This is a genomic window from Pseudomonas sp. MBLB4123 (genome assembly GCF_051904775.1).
Lineage (GTDB): Bacteria > Pseudomonadota > Gammaproteobacteria > Pseudomonadales > Pseudomonadaceae > Aquipseudomonas > Aquipseudomonas benzenivorans_B.
Window position 1 is genome coordinate 3007572 of record NZ_CP196711.1, and the last position, 18127, is coordinate 3025698.

General features: G+C 69.4%; 17 protein-coding genes. 9 read left to right on the forward strand and 8 right to left on the reverse strand.

The window, feature by feature from the left end; genetic code table 11:
• The first annotated feature begins 125 nt into the window (after positions 1–125).
• Positions 126–2036: a beta-ketoacyl synthase gene (locus ACSX1C_RS13860; RefSeq protein WP_439886605.1), complete on the forward strand. Its 1911-nt coding sequence runs from the start codon at positions 126–128 to the stop codon at positions 2034–2036.
• A 77-nt stretch (positions 2037–2113) separates the two neighbouring features.
• Here ACSX1C_RS13860 and cysQ read toward each other — a convergent pair whose 3' ends face one another.
• Complete coding sequence (gene cysQ, locus ACSX1C_RS13865; RefSeq protein WP_439886606.1) at positions 2114–2935, reverse strand: 3'(2'),5'-bisphosphate nucleotidase CysQ; 822 nt, start codon at positions 2933–2935, stop codon at positions 2114–2116.
• Positions 2932–3498: an ADP compounds hydrolase NudE gene (gene nudE, locus ACSX1C_RS13870; RefSeq protein ID WP_439886607.1), complete on the reverse strand. Its 567-nt coding sequence runs from the start codon at positions 3496–3498 to the stop codon at positions 2932–2934. The genes cysQ and nudE overlap by 4 nt, the downstream gene beginning before the upstream one ends.
• A 134-nt stretch (positions 3499–3632) precedes the next feature.
• On the opposite strand from nudE, the gene yrfG reads away from it, so the two are divergent.
• Positions 3633–4289 (forward strand): GMP/IMP nucleotidase, encoded by a 657-nt coding sequence (gene yrfG / locus ACSX1C_RS13875; RefSeq protein WP_439886608.1) that lies wholly within the window; start codon positions 3633–3635, stop codon positions 4287–4289.
• Positions 4290–4405: 116 nt separating this feature from the next.
• Positions 4406–5233, forward strand: coding sequence for a formate dehydrogenase accessory sulfurtransferase FdhD (gene fdhD, locus ACSX1C_RS13880; RefSeq protein ID WP_439886609.1), 828 nt, complete (start codon positions 4406–4408; stop codon positions 5231–5233).
• Between the two features lie 45 nt (positions 5234–5278).
• Here fdhD and ACSX1C_RS13885 read toward each other — a convergent pair whose 3' ends face one another.
• Entirely contained in the window at positions 5279–5779 is a 501-nt protein-coding gene (locus ACSX1C_RS13885; RefSeq protein WP_439886610.1) for a lactoylglutathione lyase family protein, read from the reverse strand.
• Positions 5780–5874: 95 nt separating this feature from the next.
• On the opposite strand from ACSX1C_RS13885, the gene ACSX1C_RS13890 reads away from it, so the two are divergent.
• Positions 5875–6762, forward strand: a complete 888-nt coding sequence (locus ACSX1C_RS13890; RefSeq protein WP_439886611.1) for a LysR family transcriptional regulator — start codon at positions 5875–5877, stop codon at positions 6760–6762.
• A gap of 141 nt (positions 6763–6903) precedes the next feature.
• Here ACSX1C_RS13890 and ACSX1C_RS13895 read toward each other — a convergent pair whose 3' ends face one another.
• A complete protein-coding gene (locus ACSX1C_RS13895; protein WP_439886612.1) occupies positions 6904–7863 on the reverse strand; it encodes a LysR family transcriptional regulator in 960 nt (319 codons plus the stop codon).
• A 137-nt stretch (positions 7864–8000) separates the two neighbouring features.
• On the opposite strand from ACSX1C_RS13895, the gene ACSX1C_RS13900 reads away from it, so the two are divergent.
• A complete protein-coding gene (locus tag ACSX1C_RS13900; protein WP_439886613.1) occupies positions 8001–9122 on the forward strand; it encodes a hypothetical protein in 1122 nt (373 codons plus the stop codon).
• Entirely contained in the window at positions 9119–9697 is a 579-nt protein-coding gene (locus tag ACSX1C_RS13905; RefSeq protein ID WP_439886614.1) for a c-type cytochrome, read from the forward strand. Before ACSX1C_RS13900 ends, ACSX1C_RS13905 begins: the two co-directional genes overlap by 4 nt.
• Positions 9698–9832: 135 nt before the next feature.
• Here the strand turns inward: ACSX1C_RS13905 and ACSX1C_RS13910 are convergent, their stop codons facing one another.
• The 4 genes from ACSX1C_RS13910 to ACSX1C_RS13925 form a co-directional block, all read right to left on the reverse strand.
• Positions 9833–10075 carry a formate dehydrogenase subunit delta gene (locus tag ACSX1C_RS13910; RefSeq protein WP_318644668.1) on the reverse strand — a complete coding sequence of 81 codons (243 nt, stop codon included), beginning with the start codon at positions 10073–10075 and terminating at the stop codon, positions 9833–9835.
• Positions 10076–10152: 77 nt separating this feature from the next.
• Positions 10153–12996 carry a formate dehydrogenase subunit alpha gene (fdhF, locus tag ACSX1C_RS13915; protein WP_439886615.1) on the reverse strand — a complete coding sequence of 948 codons (2844 nt, stop codon included), beginning with the start codon at positions 12994–12996 and terminating at the stop codon, positions 10153–10155.
• Positions 12997–13011: 15 nt separating this feature from the next.
• Positions 13012–14601, reverse strand: a complete 1590-nt coding sequence (locus ACSX1C_RS13920; protein WP_439886616.1) for a formate dehydrogenase beta subunit — start codon at positions 14599–14601, stop codon at positions 13012–13014.
• Positions 14598–15092, reverse strand: coding sequence for a formate dehydrogenase subunit gamma (locus ACSX1C_RS13925; protein WP_439886617.1), 495 nt, complete (start codon positions 15090–15092; stop codon positions 14598–14600). The genes ACSX1C_RS13920 and ACSX1C_RS13925 overlap by 4 nt, the downstream gene beginning before the upstream one ends.
• A 203-nt stretch (positions 15093–15295) precedes the next feature.
• On the opposite strand from ACSX1C_RS13925, the gene ACSX1C_RS13930 reads away from it, so the two are divergent.
• From ACSX1C_RS13930 to ACSX1C_RS13940, 3 genes are all read left to right on the forward strand, one after another.
• Positions 15296–16384, forward strand: coding sequence for a substrate-binding domain-containing protein (locus ACSX1C_RS13930; RefSeq protein ID WP_439886618.1), 1089 nt, complete (start codon positions 15296–15298; stop codon positions 16382–16384).
• Between the two features lie 82 nt (positions 16385–16466).
• Positions 16467–17321: a substrate-binding periplasmic protein gene (locus ACSX1C_RS13935; RefSeq protein WP_439886619.1), complete on the forward strand. Its 855-nt coding sequence runs from the start codon at positions 16467–16469 to the stop codon at positions 17319–17321.
• A 259-nt stretch (positions 17322–17580) separates the two neighbouring features.
• A complete protein-coding gene (locus ACSX1C_RS13940) occupies positions 17581–18069 on the forward strand; it encodes a glycine zipper domain-containing protein (RefSeq protein WP_439886620.1) in 489 nt (162 codons plus the stop codon).
• Positions 18070–18127: the final 58 nt, after the last annotated feature.

The following is an 18127-nucleotide window of genomic DNA, read 5'->3' on the forward strand; positions in this document are numbered from 1 at the left end:
GTCAGCATAGGCATCCGAACAGTCGAGCCAATGGCCCGTGCCGAGCCATCCCCCAGGCGGGCGACAAGCCTCCCTGGGCTGCCCCGCGGCTTGTCCTGGCGTACTTATTTGAAGGAGTTTCCCGCGTGAAGTCTCGTTTCCCCGTAATCGTTGGTTTTGGTGGTTATAACGCAGCCGGCCGCAGCTCCTTTCACCATGGTTTCCGCCGCACCGTGCTCGAATCGATGGACAGCCGGGCACGCCAGGAAACCCTCGCCGGCCTGGCGGTGATGATGAAGCTGGTGCGCGTGGTCGACGGCGCCCACCAGGCCCTCGACGGCACGCCCCTGAATCTGGCCGAGATCGACAGCCGCTACGCCGAGCAGATCCTCGCCTCCACCCTGGTGCGGCGCATCGAGAAGACCTACCTGGACGTCGACGCCGCCCACTGGCAGAAGAGCATCGGCGTCGCCGCCACGGCAGGCAGCCCCCTGACCTTCATCACCAGCCGCAAGCAGCTGCCCGAGCCGCTGCCGGCCAACTGGTCGGTGGAGGCGCTCAACGCCGCCGAGGTGCGCGTCACCCTGCACGACAACTGCGAGTTCAAGGTCGACAGCTACCGCGCCCTGCCGGTCAAGTCCGCCGGCCAGCTGCCCAGCGGCTTCGAGCCGAGCGAACACTACAACTCGCGCTTCCACCCCCGCGGCCTGAGCATGGCGGTGGTCGGGGTGACCGACGCCCTGCGCTCCACCGGCCTGCCCTGGCAGTCGATCGTCGAGCGCGTGGCGCCGGACGAGATCGCCGTGTTCGTCAGCTGCATCATGAGCCAGCTGGACGAGAACGGCTTCGGCGGCCTGATGCAGTCGCGCCTCAAGGGCGGCCGGGTCACCGCCAAGCAGTTGGCCCTGGGCCTGAACTCCATGCCGGCGGACTTCATCAACGCCTATGTGCTGGGCAGCGTCGGCACCACCGGCGCCGTCACCGGCGCCTGCGCCACCTTCCTCTACAACCTGCAGAAGGGCGTCGAGCAGATCGCCCTGGGCAAGGCGCGGGTGGTCATAGTCGGCAGCAGCGAGGCGCCGATCAACCAGGAGTGCATCGAGGGCTACGGCGCCATGGGCGCCCTGGCCACCGAGGACGGCCTGCGCCAGGTCGAGGGCAAGGACCAGGTGGACTTCCGCCGGGCCAGCCGCCCGTTCGGCGAGAACTGCGGCTTCACCCTGGCCGAAGCCTGCCAGTTCGTGGTGCTGATGGACGACGAGCTGGCCCTGGAGCTGGGGGCCGACATCCATGGCGCGGTGCCGGACGTGTTCATCAACGCCGACGGCTTCAAGAAGTCCATCTCCGCCCCCGGCCCGGGCAACTACCTGACCATGGCCAAGGCGGTGGCCAGCGCCGTGCAGCTGCTCGGCATCGACGCCGTGCGCCAGCGCAGCTTCGTCCATGCCCACGGCTCCAGCACCCCGGCCAACCGGGTCACCGAATCCGAACTGCTCGACCGCGTCGCCGCGGCCTTCGCCATCGAGCAGTGGCCGATCACCGCGGCCAAGGCCTTCGTCGGCCACTCCCTGGCCAGCGCCAGCGGCGACCAGCTGATCGCCGCCCTGGGCAGCTTCAAGTACGGCATCATCCCGGGGGTCAAGACCATCGACGCGGTGGCCGACGACGTCCATCAGCAGCACCTGAGCATCGCCACCCAGGACCGCCAGGTCGGCCAGCAGACGCTGGACGTGTGCTTTATCAACTCCAAGGGCTTCGGCGGCAACAACGCCAGCGCCCTGGTGCTGGCGCCCCACGTGGCCGAGCGCATGCTGCGCAAGCGCCATGGCGAGGCCGCCTTCGCCGCCTATGCCGCGCGCCGCGAACAGACCCGCGCCGCCGCCCAGGACTACGACCGCCAGGCCCTGCTGGGTCAGCTGGACATCATCTACAACTTCGGCAACGACCTGATCGACGACAAGGCCATCGAGCTGGGCAGCGAGCAGCTCAAGGTGCCCGGTTTCCCCCAGCCGCTGGTATTCAAGCGGGACGACCGCTACAGCGACATGCTCGACTGAACGCCGCGCAGGCTGGGGCGAGCGCAGCGATACCCCATAGCCCGGATGCAATCCGGGCCACCTCATCACACTGAGTCTCAGTCGAGGGCGCGGGCCAGCTGGATCAGTTCGGCGCGCCATTCGGCGGCAGCCGGCAGGGCCAGGAAGGACGGGTTGAGCAGGGACTCGCGGGCCTCGTAGGTCAGCGCCTCGCCCTTGAGCGTCAGCACCTCGCCACCGGCCCCTTCCAGCACGCCCTGGGCGGCGGCGGTGTCCCACTGCGAGGTCGGCGCCAGGCGCGGGTAGCAGTCGGCCAGCCCCTCGGCCAGCTGGCAGAACTTCAGCGAGCTGCCGACACTGACCAGCTGCAGGTCGCCGAAGCGCTCGCCGAGGCCGGCCAGCAGGCGCTCCTGGGCCGGGCTGGAATGGCGCCGGCTGGCCACCAGGGTGAAGGCCTGCGCCGGCGCCAGGCGCACGCCGATCACCGTTTCCGTGCCGTCGGCCTCGGCCCGCCGCGCACCCAGGCCGGCGCCGCCGTAATAGCAGCGGCCGTTGGCCGGGAGGCCGACCACGCCGAACACCACTCGCCCGCGCTCGATCAGCGCGACGTTGACGGTGAACTCCTCGCTGCCGGCGATGAATTCCTTGGTGCCGTCCAGCGGGTCGACCAGCCACCAGCGCTCCCAGCCGCCGCGTTCGCTCAGGGGAATGTCGGCGGCCTCCTCGGACAGCACCGGGATGCTCGCGTCCAGTGCACGCAGGCCGTCGACCAGCAGGTGGTGGGCGGCCAGGTCGGCGGCGGTCACCGGCGAGGCATCGGCCTTCTCGGTGACGGTCACGCCGGCGCGCCAGTGCGGCAGGGTTGCCTTGCCGGCGGCGCGCACCAGCTGGATCACCGCGGGTATCAGGGGATGGTTCACAGGACGAAGTCTCCGCGTTGGCTAAGCAGGTCGCGCGCCAGGTACAGGGCGGCCAGGGCGCGCCCTTCGCTGAACTGCGGGTGTTGCATCAGGCTCGCCAGCTCGCGCAGGTTGACCCGGTCCACCCGCATCGGCTCCGGCTCGTCGCCCGGCAGGCGCTCCTCGTAGAGGTCGCGGGCCAGCACCACCTGGATCTTCTGGCTCATGTAGCCGGGGGACAGGCTCAGTTCGGTGAGGTGTTCGAGCCGGCGGGCGCCGAAGCCGGCCTCCTCCTTGAGCTCGCGGTTGGCCGCCGCCAGCACGTCCTCGCCCGGCTCGATCAGCCCCTTGGGCAGCGACAGCTCGTATTCCTCGGTGCCGCCGCAGTACTCCTCCACCAGCAGCGCATGCTCGGCGTCGACCATCGCCACCACCATCACCGCGCCGTAGCCGACGCCCTTGCCGACCAGCCGCTCGTAGGTGCGCTCCACGCCGTTGGCGAAACGCAGCTGCAGCTCCTCGACGCGGAACAGACGGCTGCTGGCGACTATCTCGCGGGCGAGTACGGTGGGCTTCTGGCGCATGGGGCGGCTCCTTGGCATGACCGGGCGGGTTATCATACCCCGGCTTTCCCCATTAGCCCCGGCGGAGATTGCGCGAGAGACGACGGCTGCCGGCCGAATCGCGACAGACTCCGCACCATAGCCGAAGCCCTGCCATGCCGCCGTTACCCTGGAGCGAGATCGACACCGTCCTGCTGGACATGGACGGCACCCTGCTCGACCTGCACTTCGACAACCATTTCTGGCTCGAGCACCTGCCACAACGCTACGCCGAGCACCATGGCATCAGCCGGGCGCTGGCCGACGCCGAACTGCTGCCGCTGTTCCGCGAACATGCCGGCCAGCTGACCTGGTACTGCACCGACTTCTGGAGCCGCGAGCTGAAACTGTCGATCCGCGAGCTCAAGCGCGAGGTGGCCGAGCTGATCGCCCTGCGCCCGGACGCCGACACCTTCCTCCAGGCCCTGAGCGCCGCCGGCAAGCGCGTGGTGCTGATCACCAACGCCCACCGCGACTCGCTGTCGCTCAAGCTCGAGCGCATCGAGCTGGCGCCCTACTTCGAGCGCCTGATCAGCTCCCACGACTACGGCTTCCCCAAGGAGAACCAGCAGTTCTGGCACGCCCTGCAGCAGGACTGCCCCTTCGATCCGGCACGCAGCCTGTTCATCGACGACAGCCTGCCGGTGCTGCGCAGCGCCCGCACGTTCGGTGTCGCCCACCTGCTGGCGGTGCGCCAGCCGGACAGCCGCCAGGGGCCCAAGGACACCGAGGAATTCGCCGCGGTGGAGGATTACCGGGCGCTGCTGCCCTGAACCGGCCGGCAAAAAACGACCCACGATTGCTCGGCTTCGGCACCGCCGCACAGAGCATTAGACGCCTGCGCCCCTGGGGCTTAGGCTAGGCCCATTAACCCAACGGACCGCCCGATATGCCGCGCGCCGCCTCCACCCCGCCCCCCGCCGCCAACCCGTCGGGGCACGCCTATGCCTATGTCGAACTGGACGCCGCCGCCCAGCCGGGTGACGCCGTGCTGGCCGAGGAGTGCGCCCTGGCCATCAGCTACAACGGCATCAGCCACGCGGTGATGATGGTCTCGCCCTCGGCGGTGGAAGACTTCGTCGCCGGCTTCAGCCTCAGCGGCGCCCTGGTCGACTCCCTCGAGGACATCTACGACATCCAGGTCAAGCGCGCCGGCGCCGCCCTGAGCGCCGAGGTGCAGATCAGCAGCCGTGCCTTCTGGGCCCTCAAGCAGCAGCGGCGCAACCTGGCCGGCACCAGCGGCTGCGGCCTGTGCGGGGTCGAGGCCCTGGAGCAGGCGCTGCCGCAGCTGGACGTGCTGGCCAGCAGCCCACTGCCGCCGGCCGCGCACGTGCAGGGCCTGCGCGAGCGCATCGGCCAGTTCCAGCGCCTGGCCCGGCAGAGCGGTGCCCTGCATGCCGCGGCCTTCGTCGACGGCAACGGCGAGATCCGCCTGTGCCGCGAGGACATCGGCCGCCACAACGCCCTGGACAAGCTGATCGGTGCCCTGCTGCGCGAGCGCATCGACCCCCGCCAGGGCTTCGCCCTGGTCACCAGCCGCTGCAGCCTGGAGCTGATCCACAAGGCGGTGCGGGCGCGGATCGGCACCCTGGTCAGCCTGTCGGCGCCGACCAGCCTCACCGTGCAGTGGGCACGCCGCCACCACCTCAACCTGATCCACCTGCCGCACCACAGCGCACCGCGGGTCTACAGCCCGGCGCCCGCCTCGGAGCGATAAGCAGCCGCCTTCGCTGAGCGTCGCCCCATACCCGCTCAGTCGGATTCAGCCATAGGCGCCGGCGGAGTAGGTCAGCTCGTAGCTGTGGCTGTAGATCTCCAGGATATTGCCGAAGGGGTCTTCCATATAGACCATGCGGTACGGCTTCTCCCCCGGGAAATACTCGCGCACCGGCATGCGCTGCTTGCCGCCGGCGGCGACCACCTTGGCGGCCAGGCCTTCCACGTCCGGGTCCTGGACGCAGAAGTGGAACACCCCACTCTTCCAGTACTCGAAGTTGTCCTGCGGCTTCTCGGCGTTGCGGAACTGGAAGATCTCCACGCCGATGCGGTCGCCGGTGGACAGGTGGGCGATGCGCAGCGAGCCCCAGCCGGCGCCGAACACGTCGGTGCACATGACGCCGATGGCCGAGTCGTCTTCGCCTATGGTGGTCGGCGGCATGATCAGGTACCAGCCCATGACCTCGGTGTAGAACTTCACCGCGGCATCGAGGTCGGTGACCGACAGGCCGATATGGGAAAAGCTGCGCGGGTAGACGCTGGGCATCGGAGAACCTCCTGGTGAGTGACGAGTGGCCAGTCTAGGCACGCCTGGTCATAATCAAAATAATCACAAGATTATGATTTCGATAAGAGATTGTTATGCTTAATCCGCAATGGCTGCGCACCTTCGCCGCCCTCGCCGAGCGGGGCAGCTTCACTCGCACCGCCGAGCGCCTGGACCTGACCCAGGCCGCCGTCAGCCAGCACGTGCAGCGCCTGGAGGAACGCCTGGGGCCACTGCTGATCCGCCGCCCGCGCCGGCTCGAACTGACCCCCGCCGGCCAGGCCCTGCTCGACTACTGCGCCGAGGTCGGCGCCGCCGACCAGCGCCTGCAGCGGCGCCTGTCGGCGGCCGACGCCGAGCGCGGCGAGGTCGGCCTGATCAGCCCGGGCAGCATCGGCCTGGCGCTCTACCCCCAGCTGCTCGAGGTGCAGCGGGCCCATCCGGGCCTGCGCATCCGCCACCGCTTCGCCCCGGACCAGGAGGTGCTCGAGGCGGTGCTGGACAACCGCTTCGAGCTCGGCCTGGTCACCCTCAGGCCGGACGAGCCGCGCCTGCGCGTCAGGCGTTTCGCCGAGGAGCCGCTGGAGCTGGTGGTGCCGGCCGGGGCCCGGGTGGGCGACTGGGCCGACCTCGAGCGCCTGGGCTTCATCGACCACCCGGACGGCCAGGCCATGGCCGGGCGCCTGCTCAGCCGGCGCTTTCCCGGCAACCCGGGGGTGCGCGGCCTGCCCTGCCACGGCTTCACCAACCAGATCGGCCTGATCCTCGAGCCCGTGGCCCGCGGCCTGGGCTTCACGGTGCTGCCGCGCTACGCGCGCCTGGCGTTCCCCCGGCAGGACGCCATCCAGGTGATGGAGGGGACACCTGCCGTGGTCGATACCCTGTGGCTACTGCACCGTGCGGAATGGCCGCTGTCGGCCCGCGCCGAGCTGATCTTGCGGCGCATAGGCCCGCACTTTGCCGGCGCGGCTGGCGCGCCCTAGGGACCGCGTCGCGGCGCTAGCGGTAGCAAGGGGACAGGTCGGCTTAAACCGCAGCGCAGCGACCGGCCCGCGCCGCGAGCAGCCAGTCCGGCCGAAGACAACGGTGGGCCATGCGCGGCCCTGGCCTGGACGCAGGCCCGGCTACTGGGCGTCCCCCGTGCCCGTCTTGCCCTGCTCCATTGCCGCCGCGATGCTCGGCCACGCGCCCTCCTGCGGATAGGCCTTTTCGAAGAACTCCGCAAAGGCACGCACCTTCGCCGGCAGGTAGCGATTGCCTGGATAGACCAGCGTCAGCGGCAGGGCCTCCAGCGAATGCTCAGTCAGGAAGGCCTGCAACTGGCCGCTCAGAATGGCGCCATGCACCAGCGGCTCCGGGACATAGGCCACCCCCAGCCCGGCGATAGCCGCGGAGATGGTGGCGTCCAGGGACGTGAGCCGCAGCCGGCCACGAGGGGTAAAGGCGACCAGCTTGCCGTTGTCGTCGAACTGCCAATCACAGCCGCGCCTGGTCGAGGGCGACACGAACTGGATGCAGTCGTGCCGGCGCAGGTCCTCGATGCGCGCCGGCGTACCAGGTCCCGCGAGATAGCTGGGCGCCGCGCAGGTCAGCCAGCGCACGCTGGTCAGCTTGCGCGCGACCAGATCGGCGTCCGCTGGGATTCTGCCGCTACGCAGGGCGCAGTCGATGCCCTCCTCGACGAGGTTGACCAGGCGATCGGTGATGACCACGTCCACCGAGAGGTCGGGGTAGCTCGCCATGAACTGCGCCAGCTTGGAAAAGAACGCCAGGTGCACGAAGGATTGCGCCACGGACACCCGGAGCCGACCGCGAGGCTGGGCGCGCACGCTGGACAGGTTGTCTTCGGCCTCGGCGATTTCGCCGAGGATGCGCACGCAATCCTGGTAGAAGGCGCGGCCCTCCTCGGTCAGGCCGAGTCGCCGGGTCGTGCGGTTCAACAGGCGCACGCCCAGGTGCTGTTCCAGTTGCGCGACGGCGGTGGTGACCGAAGCCCGGGACATGCTCAGGTTATCGGCGGCACGGACGAAGGCGCCGTGCTCGACCACCCTCACGAAGATCCGCATGCAGGCCAGCTGGTCCATCTCATTGTTCCGAATCGGCGAATCATCCGTTCAGTGTATCGCCGTTTATCCCTGCGCCGCGTGCCAATACAGTGCGCCCACCTGGCCGGTACGAAGACGCTGGCCGGCAGAACCCGACGAACGTGGAGAACGCCGCCATGAGCCCAAGCCAGTGCACCGAGGTCGGAGCCGACGGCGCTCGCCACCGCAACGGGCGGCGCTGGTCGATGCCGCGGGGGGCCGGAATGCCCGGGCGGCTCGCCGCGCTCGTCGTGGCGCTCGCGCTTGCGCCGGGCGCGAGCCTGGCAGAGCCGGCGGGCGAACCACCGGCGCGGCTCAGCGACACCGGGCTGTTCGCACCGGGCTCCCGCGCGATTGCCCCCGGCCTGCTGGCCTTCGCGCCACAGTATCCCTTGTGGTCCGACGGCGCCGGGAAACGCCGCTGGCTGTCGCTGCCGCCGGGCTCGGCCATCGATGCCTCGAGCGCCGATGCCTGGGCGTTCCCCGAGGGCACGCGGCTGTGGAAGGAGTTCGCCTACGCCGGGCGCCCCGTCGAGACGCGCTTGATCGAGCGGCTGGCGGACGGCGCCTGGCGCTACGCGACCTATGTCTGGCAGGCCGATGGCCGGGACGCGACGCTGGCCCCGGCCAGCGGCGCGTCGCTGGACGTCGCCGCGGCGCCGGGAGGGCGGTACGCCGTGCCCTCGCGCGACGATTGCCGCGCCTGCCACGAGGCCGGCCCGTCCCCGGTGCTGGGGCTAAGCGCCCTGCAGCTGTCGCCGGAGCGGGATGGGCTGGCCCTGCATGCCGATACCCCGGCGGCGGACGCGGTCGACCTGCGCGGGCTGTTGTCGCGCGGGCTGCTGCGCGACCTGCCGCAGGCGCTGCTCGACCGGCCGCCGCGCATCGCGGCGAGGTCGCCGCGCGAACGGGCCGCGCTGGGCTACCTGCACGGCAACTGCGGCCATTGCCATAACGCCTCCGGGCCGCTGGCGTTGCTGGAGCTGAGCCTGAACCAGGGCACCGGCTCGGCCGCCGACGCCGAACGCAGCCTGCGAACGACCCTGGGCCGGCCGAGCGAGTCGCCCTTGAACCAGCTGGACACCCGCATCGTCCCCGGTGACGCGGCCCGCAGCCTGCTCCTGGCCAGGATGCGTTCACGCAATCCGCTACTGCAAATGCCTCCGCTCGGCACGGCGCGGACGGACGCCCAAGCCACCGCATTGCTCGAGCGGTGGATCGTGCACGAACTTCCACTCCTACAGGAGCAACAACCATGAGAATCGCACGCGCAGTGCTTCACCGCGCCTCGGCGCTGTACCTGGCTTTCCTCACCGGCGGCGCGCTGGCGGCAAGTGACGGGACCCAGCCCCATGCCGAGAAGCCGACGGCCAGCGTCACCCGCGGTAAGTACCTGGTCGACACCTCGGGCTGCCATGACTGCCATACGCCCTGGGTCATGGGGCCGGAGGGTCCGGCGCCGGACATGAGCCGCGCCCTGTCCGGCCATCCCCAGTCGCTGCAGATGCCGCCCGCGCCGAAGTTTCCCGAGGGCCCCTGGCTGGTCAGCATCGCGGCCAGCAACACCGCCTATGCCGGCCCCTGGGGGGTCAGCTTCACGGCCAACCTGACGCCGGACAGGGAAACGGGGCTGGGCAAGTGGACCCAGCGCAACTTCATCGAGACCATTCGCACCGGCCGTCGCCTGGGGCGTGGCCGAGCGGTCCTGCCGCCCATGCCCATTCAGGTGTACCGGAATATGACCGACGAGGACCTGGCGGCGATCTATGCCTACCTGCAGAGCATTCCGTCGGTGAGTAACAGGGTGCCCGCGCCTGTCACACCGGAGCAATAGGTAAACTCGCCCCCCTGGCCCCACAGAACAAAGCCCAGCCAAGGCTGGGCTTTGTTCTGTGCGCGCAGCGGACTGCGCAGGGCGACCAGGGTCTTCGCCTCGACGGAGTCCGGACGCGGTAGACCACGGCGCCGCTCAGGCGCTCCTGGCCACCGGCTCGATCTGCTGGCGCTCACCCTGCATGGCCTCCAGGACGAAGGCACTGAGGCCCTCGCCGCCGGTGGCGTCGATATGCGCGTAGAGCGCGGTGCGCATCTGCGGGTCCCATTGCTTCTTGAGGTGGTGGGCGAAATCCGCGCGGGCCTGCGCGGGATTCGGCTGGGAAGCGAAGAAGGCGCCGATCTGGTTGGCCATCTTGATCAGTTGCGTGGCGTTCATGCCCATCTGCTAAGCCCCCGTTAGGGTCTGGCGGTGAGAGGAAAGGGGCGGCCGCTACGGCCGCCCCGGCTACAGGTTCAGAGCTGAGTCACCTTGATCTGCGGCAGGAACTCGACCTGCTCCTTGGTGAAGGCCTCGAACTCCTGCTGCCACTTCGACGGCACCTCGACCTTGCGCACCTGCACCGCGGTGACCTTGTACTCGGGGCAGTTGGTCGCCCAGTCCGAGTTGTCGGTGGTGATCACGTTGGCACCGGATTCCGGGTGGTGGAAGGTGGTGTAGACCACCCCCGGCTGCATGCGCTGGGTGACCTTGGCGCGCATCACCGTCTCGCCGGCGCGGCTGTCGATGCCGACCCAGTCGCCGTCCTGGATACCGCGGTCCTCGGCATCCACCGGGTGCAGCTCGAGGATGTCCTCGGCGTGCCAGGCCTTGTTCGAGGTCCGCCGGGTCTGGGCGCCGACGTTGTACTGCGAGAGGATACGGCCGGTGGTGAGGATCAGCGGGCGCTTGCGCGAGGTGCGCTCGTCGCTGGCGATGTACTCGGTGACCATGAAGCGGCCCTTGCCGCGCACGAACTGTTCCTCGTGCATGATCGGCGTGCCGTCCGGCGCCTCGTCGTTGCACGGCCACTGGATGCTGCCCAGGCGCTCGAGCTTGGCGTAGCTGACCCCGGTGAAGGTCGGCGTCAGGCTGGCGATCTCGTCCATGATCTGCGACGGGTGCGTGTAGTTCATCGGGTAGCCCAGGGCGTTGGACAGCGCCACCGTGACCTCCCAGTCTTCCTTGCCGGCCAGCGCCGGCATCACCTTGCGCACCGGCGAGATGCGCCGCTCGGCGTTGGTGAAGGTGCCGTTCTTCTCCAGGAAGGAAGCGCCCGGCAGGAACACGTGGGCGAACTTGGCGGTTTCGTTGAGGAACAGGTCCTGCACCACCACGCACTCCATTTCCTTGAGCGCGTCGGTGACGTGCTGGGTGTCCGGGTCGGACTGCGCCGGGTCCTCGCCCTGGATGTAGATACCCTTGAAGGTACCGGCATGGGCGGCGGCCAGCATGTTGGGGATGCGCAGGCCCGGCTCGTCGAGCAGCTTGACGCCCCAGGCGGCCTCGAACTGCGGACGCACCACGGGGTCGGAGACGTGGCGATAGCCCGGCAGCTCATGGGGGAAGGAGCCCATGTCGCAGGAACCCTGCACGTTGTTCTGCCCGCGCAGCGGGTTGACGCCGACGCCGGTGCGGCCGATGTTGCCGGTGGCCATGGCCAGGTTGGCGATGGCCATCACGGTGGAGGAGCCCTGGCTGTGCTCGGTCACGCCCAGTCCGTAGTAGATCGCCGCGTTGCCGCCGATGGCATACAGCCGCGCGGCCGCACGCACCTCGGCGGCCGGCACGCCGGTGGTGGCCTCCAGCGCCTCGGGACTGTTGCGCTCTTCGCTGACGAAGGCGCGCCACTGTTCGAAGGCATCACGCTCGCAACGCTCGGCGACGAAGGCCTCGTCGACCAGGCCCTCGCTGACGATCACATGGGCCAGGCTGTTGAGCAGGGCGACGTTGGTGCCCGGGCGCAGCTGCAGGTGGTGGTCGGCCTTGATGTGCGGGCTGCGCACCAGGTCGATGCCGCGCGGGTCGGCGACGATCAGGCGGGCGCCCTCGCGCAGGCGGCGCTTGAGCTGCGAACCGAAGACCGGGTGGCCGTCGGTGGGGTTGGCACCGATCACCAGCACCACGTCGGCGGCCAGCACCGAGTCGAAGTCCTGGGTCCCGGCCGACTCGCCGAGGGTGACCTTGAGGCCGTAGCCGGTCGGCGAATGGCAGACCCGGGCGCAGGTGTCGACGTTGTTGTTGCCGAAGGCGGCGCGCACCAGCTTCTGTACCAGGTAGGCCTCTTCGTTGGTGCAGCGCGAGGAGGTCAGGCCGCCGACCGCGTTCTGCCCGTACTTGGCCTGGATGGCCTTGAAGCGCTCGGCCGCGTAGCCGATGGCCTCGTCCCAGCCGACGCTGCGCCAGGGCTGGTCGATGCTGTCGCGGATCATCGGCGTGCTGATGCGATCCGGGTGGGTGGCGTAGCCCCAGGCGAAGCGGCCCTTGACGCAGGCATGGCCGTGGTTGGCGTGGCCGTCCTTGTTCGGCACCATGCGCACCACTTCGTTGCCCTTGATCTCGGCCTTGAACGAGCAGCCGACGCCGCAGTAGGCGCAGGTGGTGATCACGCTGCGCTCGGCCTGGCCCATCTCGATGACCGACTTCTCCATCAGCGTGGCGGTCGGGCAGGCGTTCACGCAGGCGCCGCAGGACACGCATTCCGAGTCGATGAAGTCTTCGTCCTGACTGGCGGCGACCCGCGAGTCGAAGCCGCGACCGTCGATGGTCAGGGCGAAGGTGCCCTGCACTTCCTCACAGGCACGCACGCAGCGGTTGCAGACGATGCACTTGGCCGGGTCGTAGCTGAAATAGGGGTTGGACTCGTCCTTGGCCTCGGCCAGGTGGGTCTTCACCGGGTCGTAGCGCACCTCGCGCAGGCCGACCACGCCGGCCATGTCCTGCAGCTCGCAGTTGCCGTTGGCCGAGCAAGTCAGGCAGTCCAGGGGGTGGTCGGAGATGTACAGCTCCATGGTGCCGCGGCGCAGCTCGGCCAGCTTCGGGCTCTGGGTGCGCACCTTCATGCCCGGCTCCACCGGGGTGGTGCAGGAGGCCGGATAGCCGCGGCGGCCTTCGATCTCCACGGTGCACAGGCGGCAGGAGCCGAACGGCTCGAGGCTGTCGCTGGCGCACAGCTTGGGCACGGCGATGCCGGCCTCCTGGGCGGCGCGCATCACCGAGGTGCCGGCCGGGACGGTGACCGGCTGGCCGTCGATTTCCACCGTTACCGGGGCGCCGGTACGGGCGGGGGTGCCATAGTCGAGTTCACGATACAGGGCCATGAGAGTGCCTCCGGATCAGCGGGCTTCGGTGGCGTCTGGCGACACCCCGAAGTCCTCGGGAAAGTGGTTGATGGCGCTCAGCACCGGGTAGGGGGTCATCCCGCCCAGGGCGCAGAGCGAGGCGCCGAGCATGGTGTCGCAGAGGCTCTTGAGCAGCTCGATGCGACCCGGCTGCGGGCCTTCGGAACGGGCGACGATGATCTGCTCGAGCAGCTCCTCGCCACGGGTCGAGCCGATCCGGCACGGGGTGCACTTGCCGCAGGACTCCACCGCGCAGAATTCCATGGCATAGCGGGCCATGTCGGCCATGTCGACCGTGTCGTCGAACACCACGATGCCACCGTGGCCGAGCACCGCGCCGAGGGCGGCGAAGGCCTCGTAGTCCAATGGGGTGTCGAACTGCGACTCCGGCAGGTAGGCGCCCAGCGGGCCGCCGACCTGCACCGCGCGGATCGGCCGGCCGCTGGCCGAGCCGCCGCCGTATTCGTACAGCAGCTCGCGCAGGGTGACGCCGAAGGCCTTCTCGATCAGGCCGCCGCGGGCGATGTTGCCGGTCAGCTGGATCGGCAATGTGCCGAGCGAGCGGCCCATGCCGTAGTCCTTGTAGTAGGCGCCGCCCTTGTCGAGGATGATCGGCACCGAGGCCAGGGAGATCACGTTGTTGATCACCGTCGGCTGGCCGAACAAGCCCTCGATGGCCGGCAGCGGCGGCTTGGGCCGCACGGTGCCGCGCTTGCCTTCGATGCTCTCCAGCAGCGCGGTTTCCTCGCCGCAGATGTAGGCGCCGGCGCCGCGGCGCAGCTCCAGGTGGAAGGCCTTGCCGCTGCCGAGCACGTCGTCGCCCAGGTAGCCGGCGGCCGTGGCACGGCCGATGGTCTCGAGCAGCACCGCCTCGGCATGGGGGTATTCGCTGCGCAGGTAGATGTAGCCCTGGGTGGCACCGACGGCGAGACCTGCGATGGTCATGCCCTCGATCAGCACATAGGGGTCGTCTTCCATCACCATGCGGTCGGAGAAGGTGCCGGAGTCGCCTTCGTCGGCGTTGCAGACGATGTACTTCTGCTCGGCCTGGCAGCCGAGCACGGTGCGCCACTTGATGCCGGTGGGGAAGGCCGCGCCGCCACGGCCGCGCAGGCCGGACTCGGTGACCTCGGCGACGATGGCCTCGGGCGTCATGCCCAGGGCGCGCTTGAGGCCGCGGTAGCCGTCGTGGGCGATGTAGTCCTCCAGCGACAGCGGATCGGTGATGCCGGCGCGGGCGAAGGTCAGGCGCTCCTGGCGCTTGAGGTAGTCGATCTCCTCGGTCAGGCCCTGGCCCAGGGCATGCTCCTTGCCTTCGAGAAAGCCGGCGTCGAACAGGCCCGGCACGTCCTTGGCCTTGACCGGGCCATAGGCCACGCGGCCGGCCGGGGTGGCGACCTCGACCAGGGGCTCGAGCCAGAACAGCCCGCGCGAGCCGTTGCGCACCAGCTTGATGTCCAGGTTGCGCGCCTTGGCCTCGGCGGCGATGGCCTGGGCCACCCGGTCGGCGCCCAGGCTCAGGGCGGTGGCGTCGCGCGGCACGTAGAGGGTCAGGGTGCCTTGAGTGTTGTTCGCCTGGCTCATGCCTGGGCCTCCTGTTCTTCCAGCAGGGCCAGCAGACCCTCGGCATCGACACGGCCATGTAACTCGCCGTTGAGCATGGCATTGGGTGCGCAGGCGCAGTTGCCCAGGCAGTACACCGCCTCGAAGGTCAGGCTGCCGTCTTCGCGGGTCTCGCCCAGCGCCAGGCCGAGCTTGTCCTGCAGCTCGGCGGTCAGGGCCTTGACGCCCATCGACTGGCAGGCCTCGGCCTGGCACAGCTTGAGGTGCTGGCGACCGGGCGGCGTGGCGCGGAAGTCATGATAGAAGCTGACCACCCCGTGCACCTCGGCGCGCGACAGGCAGAGCTCCTCGGCGATCAACGGCAGCAGATCCGGCGGCACGGCGCCGAGGCGGTCCTGGATGTCGTGAAGGATGGGTAACAGGGCGCCGGGCTGGCCCCGGTGGGCGGCCAGTACCTCACGGGTAACGGCCTGGCACTGTTCGGGGTCGAAGCGCTGGGGAAGAGTGGCCATGTGCGATGCTCCAGCCGGCAGGCTTAGCCGGTGCTGTCGGGGAGATGACGCGGTCCATTCACGGTCTATGGGCCGGTTATCTCTGGCGTTCGCCTTACGGCTCGCCACATATGAAATAAAGTTCTTATACTCGGACGCAGAACAGGCCCGATAACGCAAAGTACCATGGGCTCCCCCTCGATCAAATATGAAGCCCTGAGCATATGATCCGCATCGAAATCCAACCGCGCTGGCGCTTCCACCAGAGCGACGGCAGCAGCCTCGACCCCCAGGGCCTGGCCCTGCTGCAGGCGGTGCACGACACCGGCAAGCTGACCGAAGCCGCGGCGCGGGTCGGCTACTCCTACCGCCACGCCTGGAACCTGCTGGGCAAGTGGCAGGAATTCTTCGGCAGCCCGCTGATCGAGCTGGAGCGCGGCAAGGGCGCGCGCCTGGCACCGCTGGGCGAGAAGCTGCTGTGGGCCGACCAGCGCATCCGCGCGCGCCTGTCGCCGCAACTGGACAACCTGGCCGGCGAACTGGAGCTGGAGCTCAACCGGGTGCTGCAGGCCAGCAACCCGGGGCTGCGCATCTTCGCCAGTCACGGCTTCGCCGTGGCGGCCCTGCGCGAGTGGCTGGAGCAGGACCCCAGCTGGCAGTGGGAGGTGCAATTTCGCAGCGGCAGCGAGGCGATGATCGCCCTGCACCGCCGCGACTGCGAGGTGGCCGGCCTGCATGTGCCGGTCGGCCCCCTCGGCGCCCTGAGCCTGAAACGCATCCAACCCTGGCTGCGCCCGGACCTGCGGGTGATCACCTTCGTCGAGCGTACCCAGGGCCTGATTCTCGCCCCCGGCAACCCCCACGGGGTGCAGGGCTTGGCCGACCTGCTGCGTGGCGACCTGCGCTTCGTCAACCGCGAGCAGGGCTCGGGCACGCGCACGCTGCTGGAGAGCCTGCTGCGCCGCGACGACCTGGACAGCGCGGCGATCAACGGCTTCCACAACGAGGAGTTCACCCACGCCGCCGTGGCCGCCTTCGTCGCCAGCGGCATGGCCGACGCCGGCTTCGGCGTCGAGGCGGCAGCGCGCCAGTTCGGCCTGACCTTCATCCCCATGGCCCGGGAGAACTATTGCCTGCTGTGCCACGAAGACAGCCTCGGCCTGCCGGCCATGGGCGCCCTGCTCAGGGTGCTGCAGAACCCCGAGTTCCAGACGCGCATCGCCCAGCTGCCCGGCTACGCCCTGAGCCGCCCCGGCGAGGTGCTGCCGCTGCCCCAGGCGCTGGAGCAGTGGCGCAAGGAGAGCCTGCTGTAAAAGCCCGCAGCGACCGCCGGTCATGGGCGTGGCGACGGTGCCCTGGGTACAATCCGCGCCCCTCAATCACGAGCTCGGACGTATGAGCCGTCGCTGGCTGCTGACCGTTGCCCTGTTCTGCTGCGCCCGCCTCGCACTCGCCCAGGACGAGTCCGAACTGCGGGTGTGCCAGACCGAACCCGGCAAGTACGCCTACCGCATCGAACTGGCCAACCTGATTCTCGCCCGCACCGCCGGGCGTTACGGCGAACGGCGCATCACCCCACGCCAGGGCGTCGACCCCTCGCAGAAACGCTGCCTGGCCTTGTTGCGCCAAGGGCTGGTAGACCTGGCCTACGTGCCGCCGACCGCAGAACGCCTGCGCGACTTCGCCGTGCTGCCCTTCGACCTGCACAACGGCATGCTCGGCTACCGGGTGTTGTTGATCCATCGGGCCGACGCCCAGCGCTTCGCCCAGGTGCGCAGCCTCGACGACCTGCGCCAACTGCGGGGCGGCTTCGGCCGCCAGTGGGGCGATTTCGCCCTGTTCGCCCGCAATCGCCTGCCGGTGGTCGGCATCGCCCACCCGGAAAACCTGCTGCCGATGCTCGCCAAGCGCCGCTTCGACTACTACCACCGCGGCCTGCATGAGGCCTGGCAGGAGCTCCAGGCCAATGCCGAGCGCTACCCCGAGTTGATGGTCGAGCCGAACCTGGCCCTGGTCTACGACCTGCCGGTGTTCTTCACCTTCAACCGCGAGGACCGGCGCCTCAGGCAACGCTTCGCCGAGGGCCTGGCCTCGATCCGCGCCGACGGCAGCTTCCGCGAGCTGTTCTTGCGCCACTTCGGCCACCTGGCAGAACTGGCGCGCCTGCACGAGCGGCGGTGGCTGCCGATCGACTACCCCACCCCGCCGGGTTTGCCGCCCCGGGACACCAGCCTGTGGCTGCAGCCCTGAACCGAGCGCCGGATACGCGCCAAGGGCGGCGATAGCCGGCCGCGGCAACGGGCAAAGCGCCAGCACATGAGGCCGGTGAAGCGGCCGCTTTCAGGCTCGACCAAGAAGCCTCAGACCCCGGCTTGTCGGCGAAGTTCTCCCCAAAAAACAAATATTTAACAACTGCGAGCAAAGTCGTGCAGCTCGTCGGCCGGCACTTGCGCGCGCCTCGCGGCGGCCCGAGGATCGCGGCCATGTTTACATGGAGAGACTGCCCGTCATGAAGTATTCCTCGATCCTCCTGTTGTCCCTGAGCCTGGCCAGCGGTGCGGCGTTCGCCGGCACGACCGAAGCTGGTATAGGCGGTGCCCTGGGCGGGGTATTGGGTGCCGTGGTCGGCCAGCAGGTCGGCGGCAACACCGGCGCGGCCATCGGCGCCGGGGTCGGCGGCGCGGCCGGCAGCGTGGTCGGTGCCAACCGACGCAACCGCACCGAGGCAGCCATCGGCGGCGCCCTGGGCGGCGCCGGCGGCAACGTCATCGGCCAGCAGGTCGGCGGCACCACCGGCGGCCTGATCGGCGCCGCGATCGGTGGCGGCGGCGGCGGCGCCCTGGGCAACTACTACGGCGACCGCAGCCGCTACGACGACGATCACCGCCACTACCACGACGACCGCCGCTACTACCGCGATCATCACCACGGCCATAAACACCGCCACAAGCGTCACAAGCATCGCGGCTGGCACCGCGGTCACGACCACGACGATTGATCCCACGGGAGCGCGGCACACCGCCGCTCCTGCCCCATTAGCCATTTGAGAACGATCC

Coding starts and splice junctions, on each gene's coding strand:
- ACSX1C_RS13895 (WP_439886612.1), bottom strand. CDS start 7,863: ATGGACCAGCTGGCCTGCATGCGGATCTTCGTGAGGGTGGTCGAGCAC.
- fdhF (WP_439886615.1), bottom strand. CDS start 12,996: ATGGCCCTGTATCGTGAACTCGACTATGGCACCCCCGCCCGTACCGGC.
- ACSX1C_RS13925 (WP_439886617.1), bottom strand. CDS start 15,092: ATGGCCACTCTTCCCCAGCGCTTCGACCCCGAACAGTGCCAGGCCGTT.
- ACSX1C_RS13900 (WP_439886613.1), top strand. CDS start 8,001: ATGAGCCCAAGCCAGTGCACCGAGGTCGGAGCCGACGGCGCTCGCCAC.
- ACSX1C_RS13935 (WP_439886619.1), top strand. CDS start 16,467: ATGAGCCGTCGCTGGCTGCTGACCGTTGCCCTGTTCTGCTGCGCCCGC.
- ACSX1C_RS13890 (WP_439886611.1), top strand. CDS start 5,875: ATGCTTAATCCGCAATGGCTGCGCACCTTCGCCGCCCTCGCCGAGCGG.
- ACSX1C_RS13905 (WP_439886614.1), top strand. CDS start 9,119: ATGAGAATCGCACGCGCAGTGCTTCACCGCGCCTCGGCGCTGTACCTG.
- ACSX1C_RS13930 (WP_439886618.1), top strand. CDS start 15,296: ATGATCCGCATCGAAATCCAACCGCGCTGGCGCTTCCACCAGAGCGAC.
- nudE (WP_439886607.1), bottom strand. CDS start 3,498: ATGCGCCAGAAGCCCACCGTACTCGCCCGCGAGATAGTCGCCAGCAGC.
- ACSX1C_RS13940 (WP_439886620.1), top strand. CDS start 17,581: ATGAAGTATTCCTCGATCCTCCTGTTGTCCCTGAGCCTGGCCAGCGGT.
- fdhD (WP_439886609.1), top strand. CDS start 4,406: ATGCCGCGCGCCGCCTCCACCCCGCCCCCCGCCGCCAACCCGTCGGGG.
- ACSX1C_RS13920 (WP_439886616.1), bottom strand. CDS start 14,601: ATGAGCCAGGCGAACAACACTCAAGGCACCCTGACCCTCTACGTGCCG.
- yrfG (WP_439886608.1), top strand. CDS start 3,633: ATGCCGCCGTTACCCTGGAGCGAGATCGACACCGTCCTGCTGGACATG.
- ACSX1C_RS13910 (WP_318644668.1), bottom strand. CDS start 10,075: ATGAACGCCACGCAACTGATCAAGATGGCCAACCAGATCGGCGCCTTC.
- ACSX1C_RS13885 (WP_439886610.1), bottom strand. CDS start 5,779: ATGCCCAGCGTCTACCCGCGCAGCTTTTCCCATATCGGCCTGTCGGTC.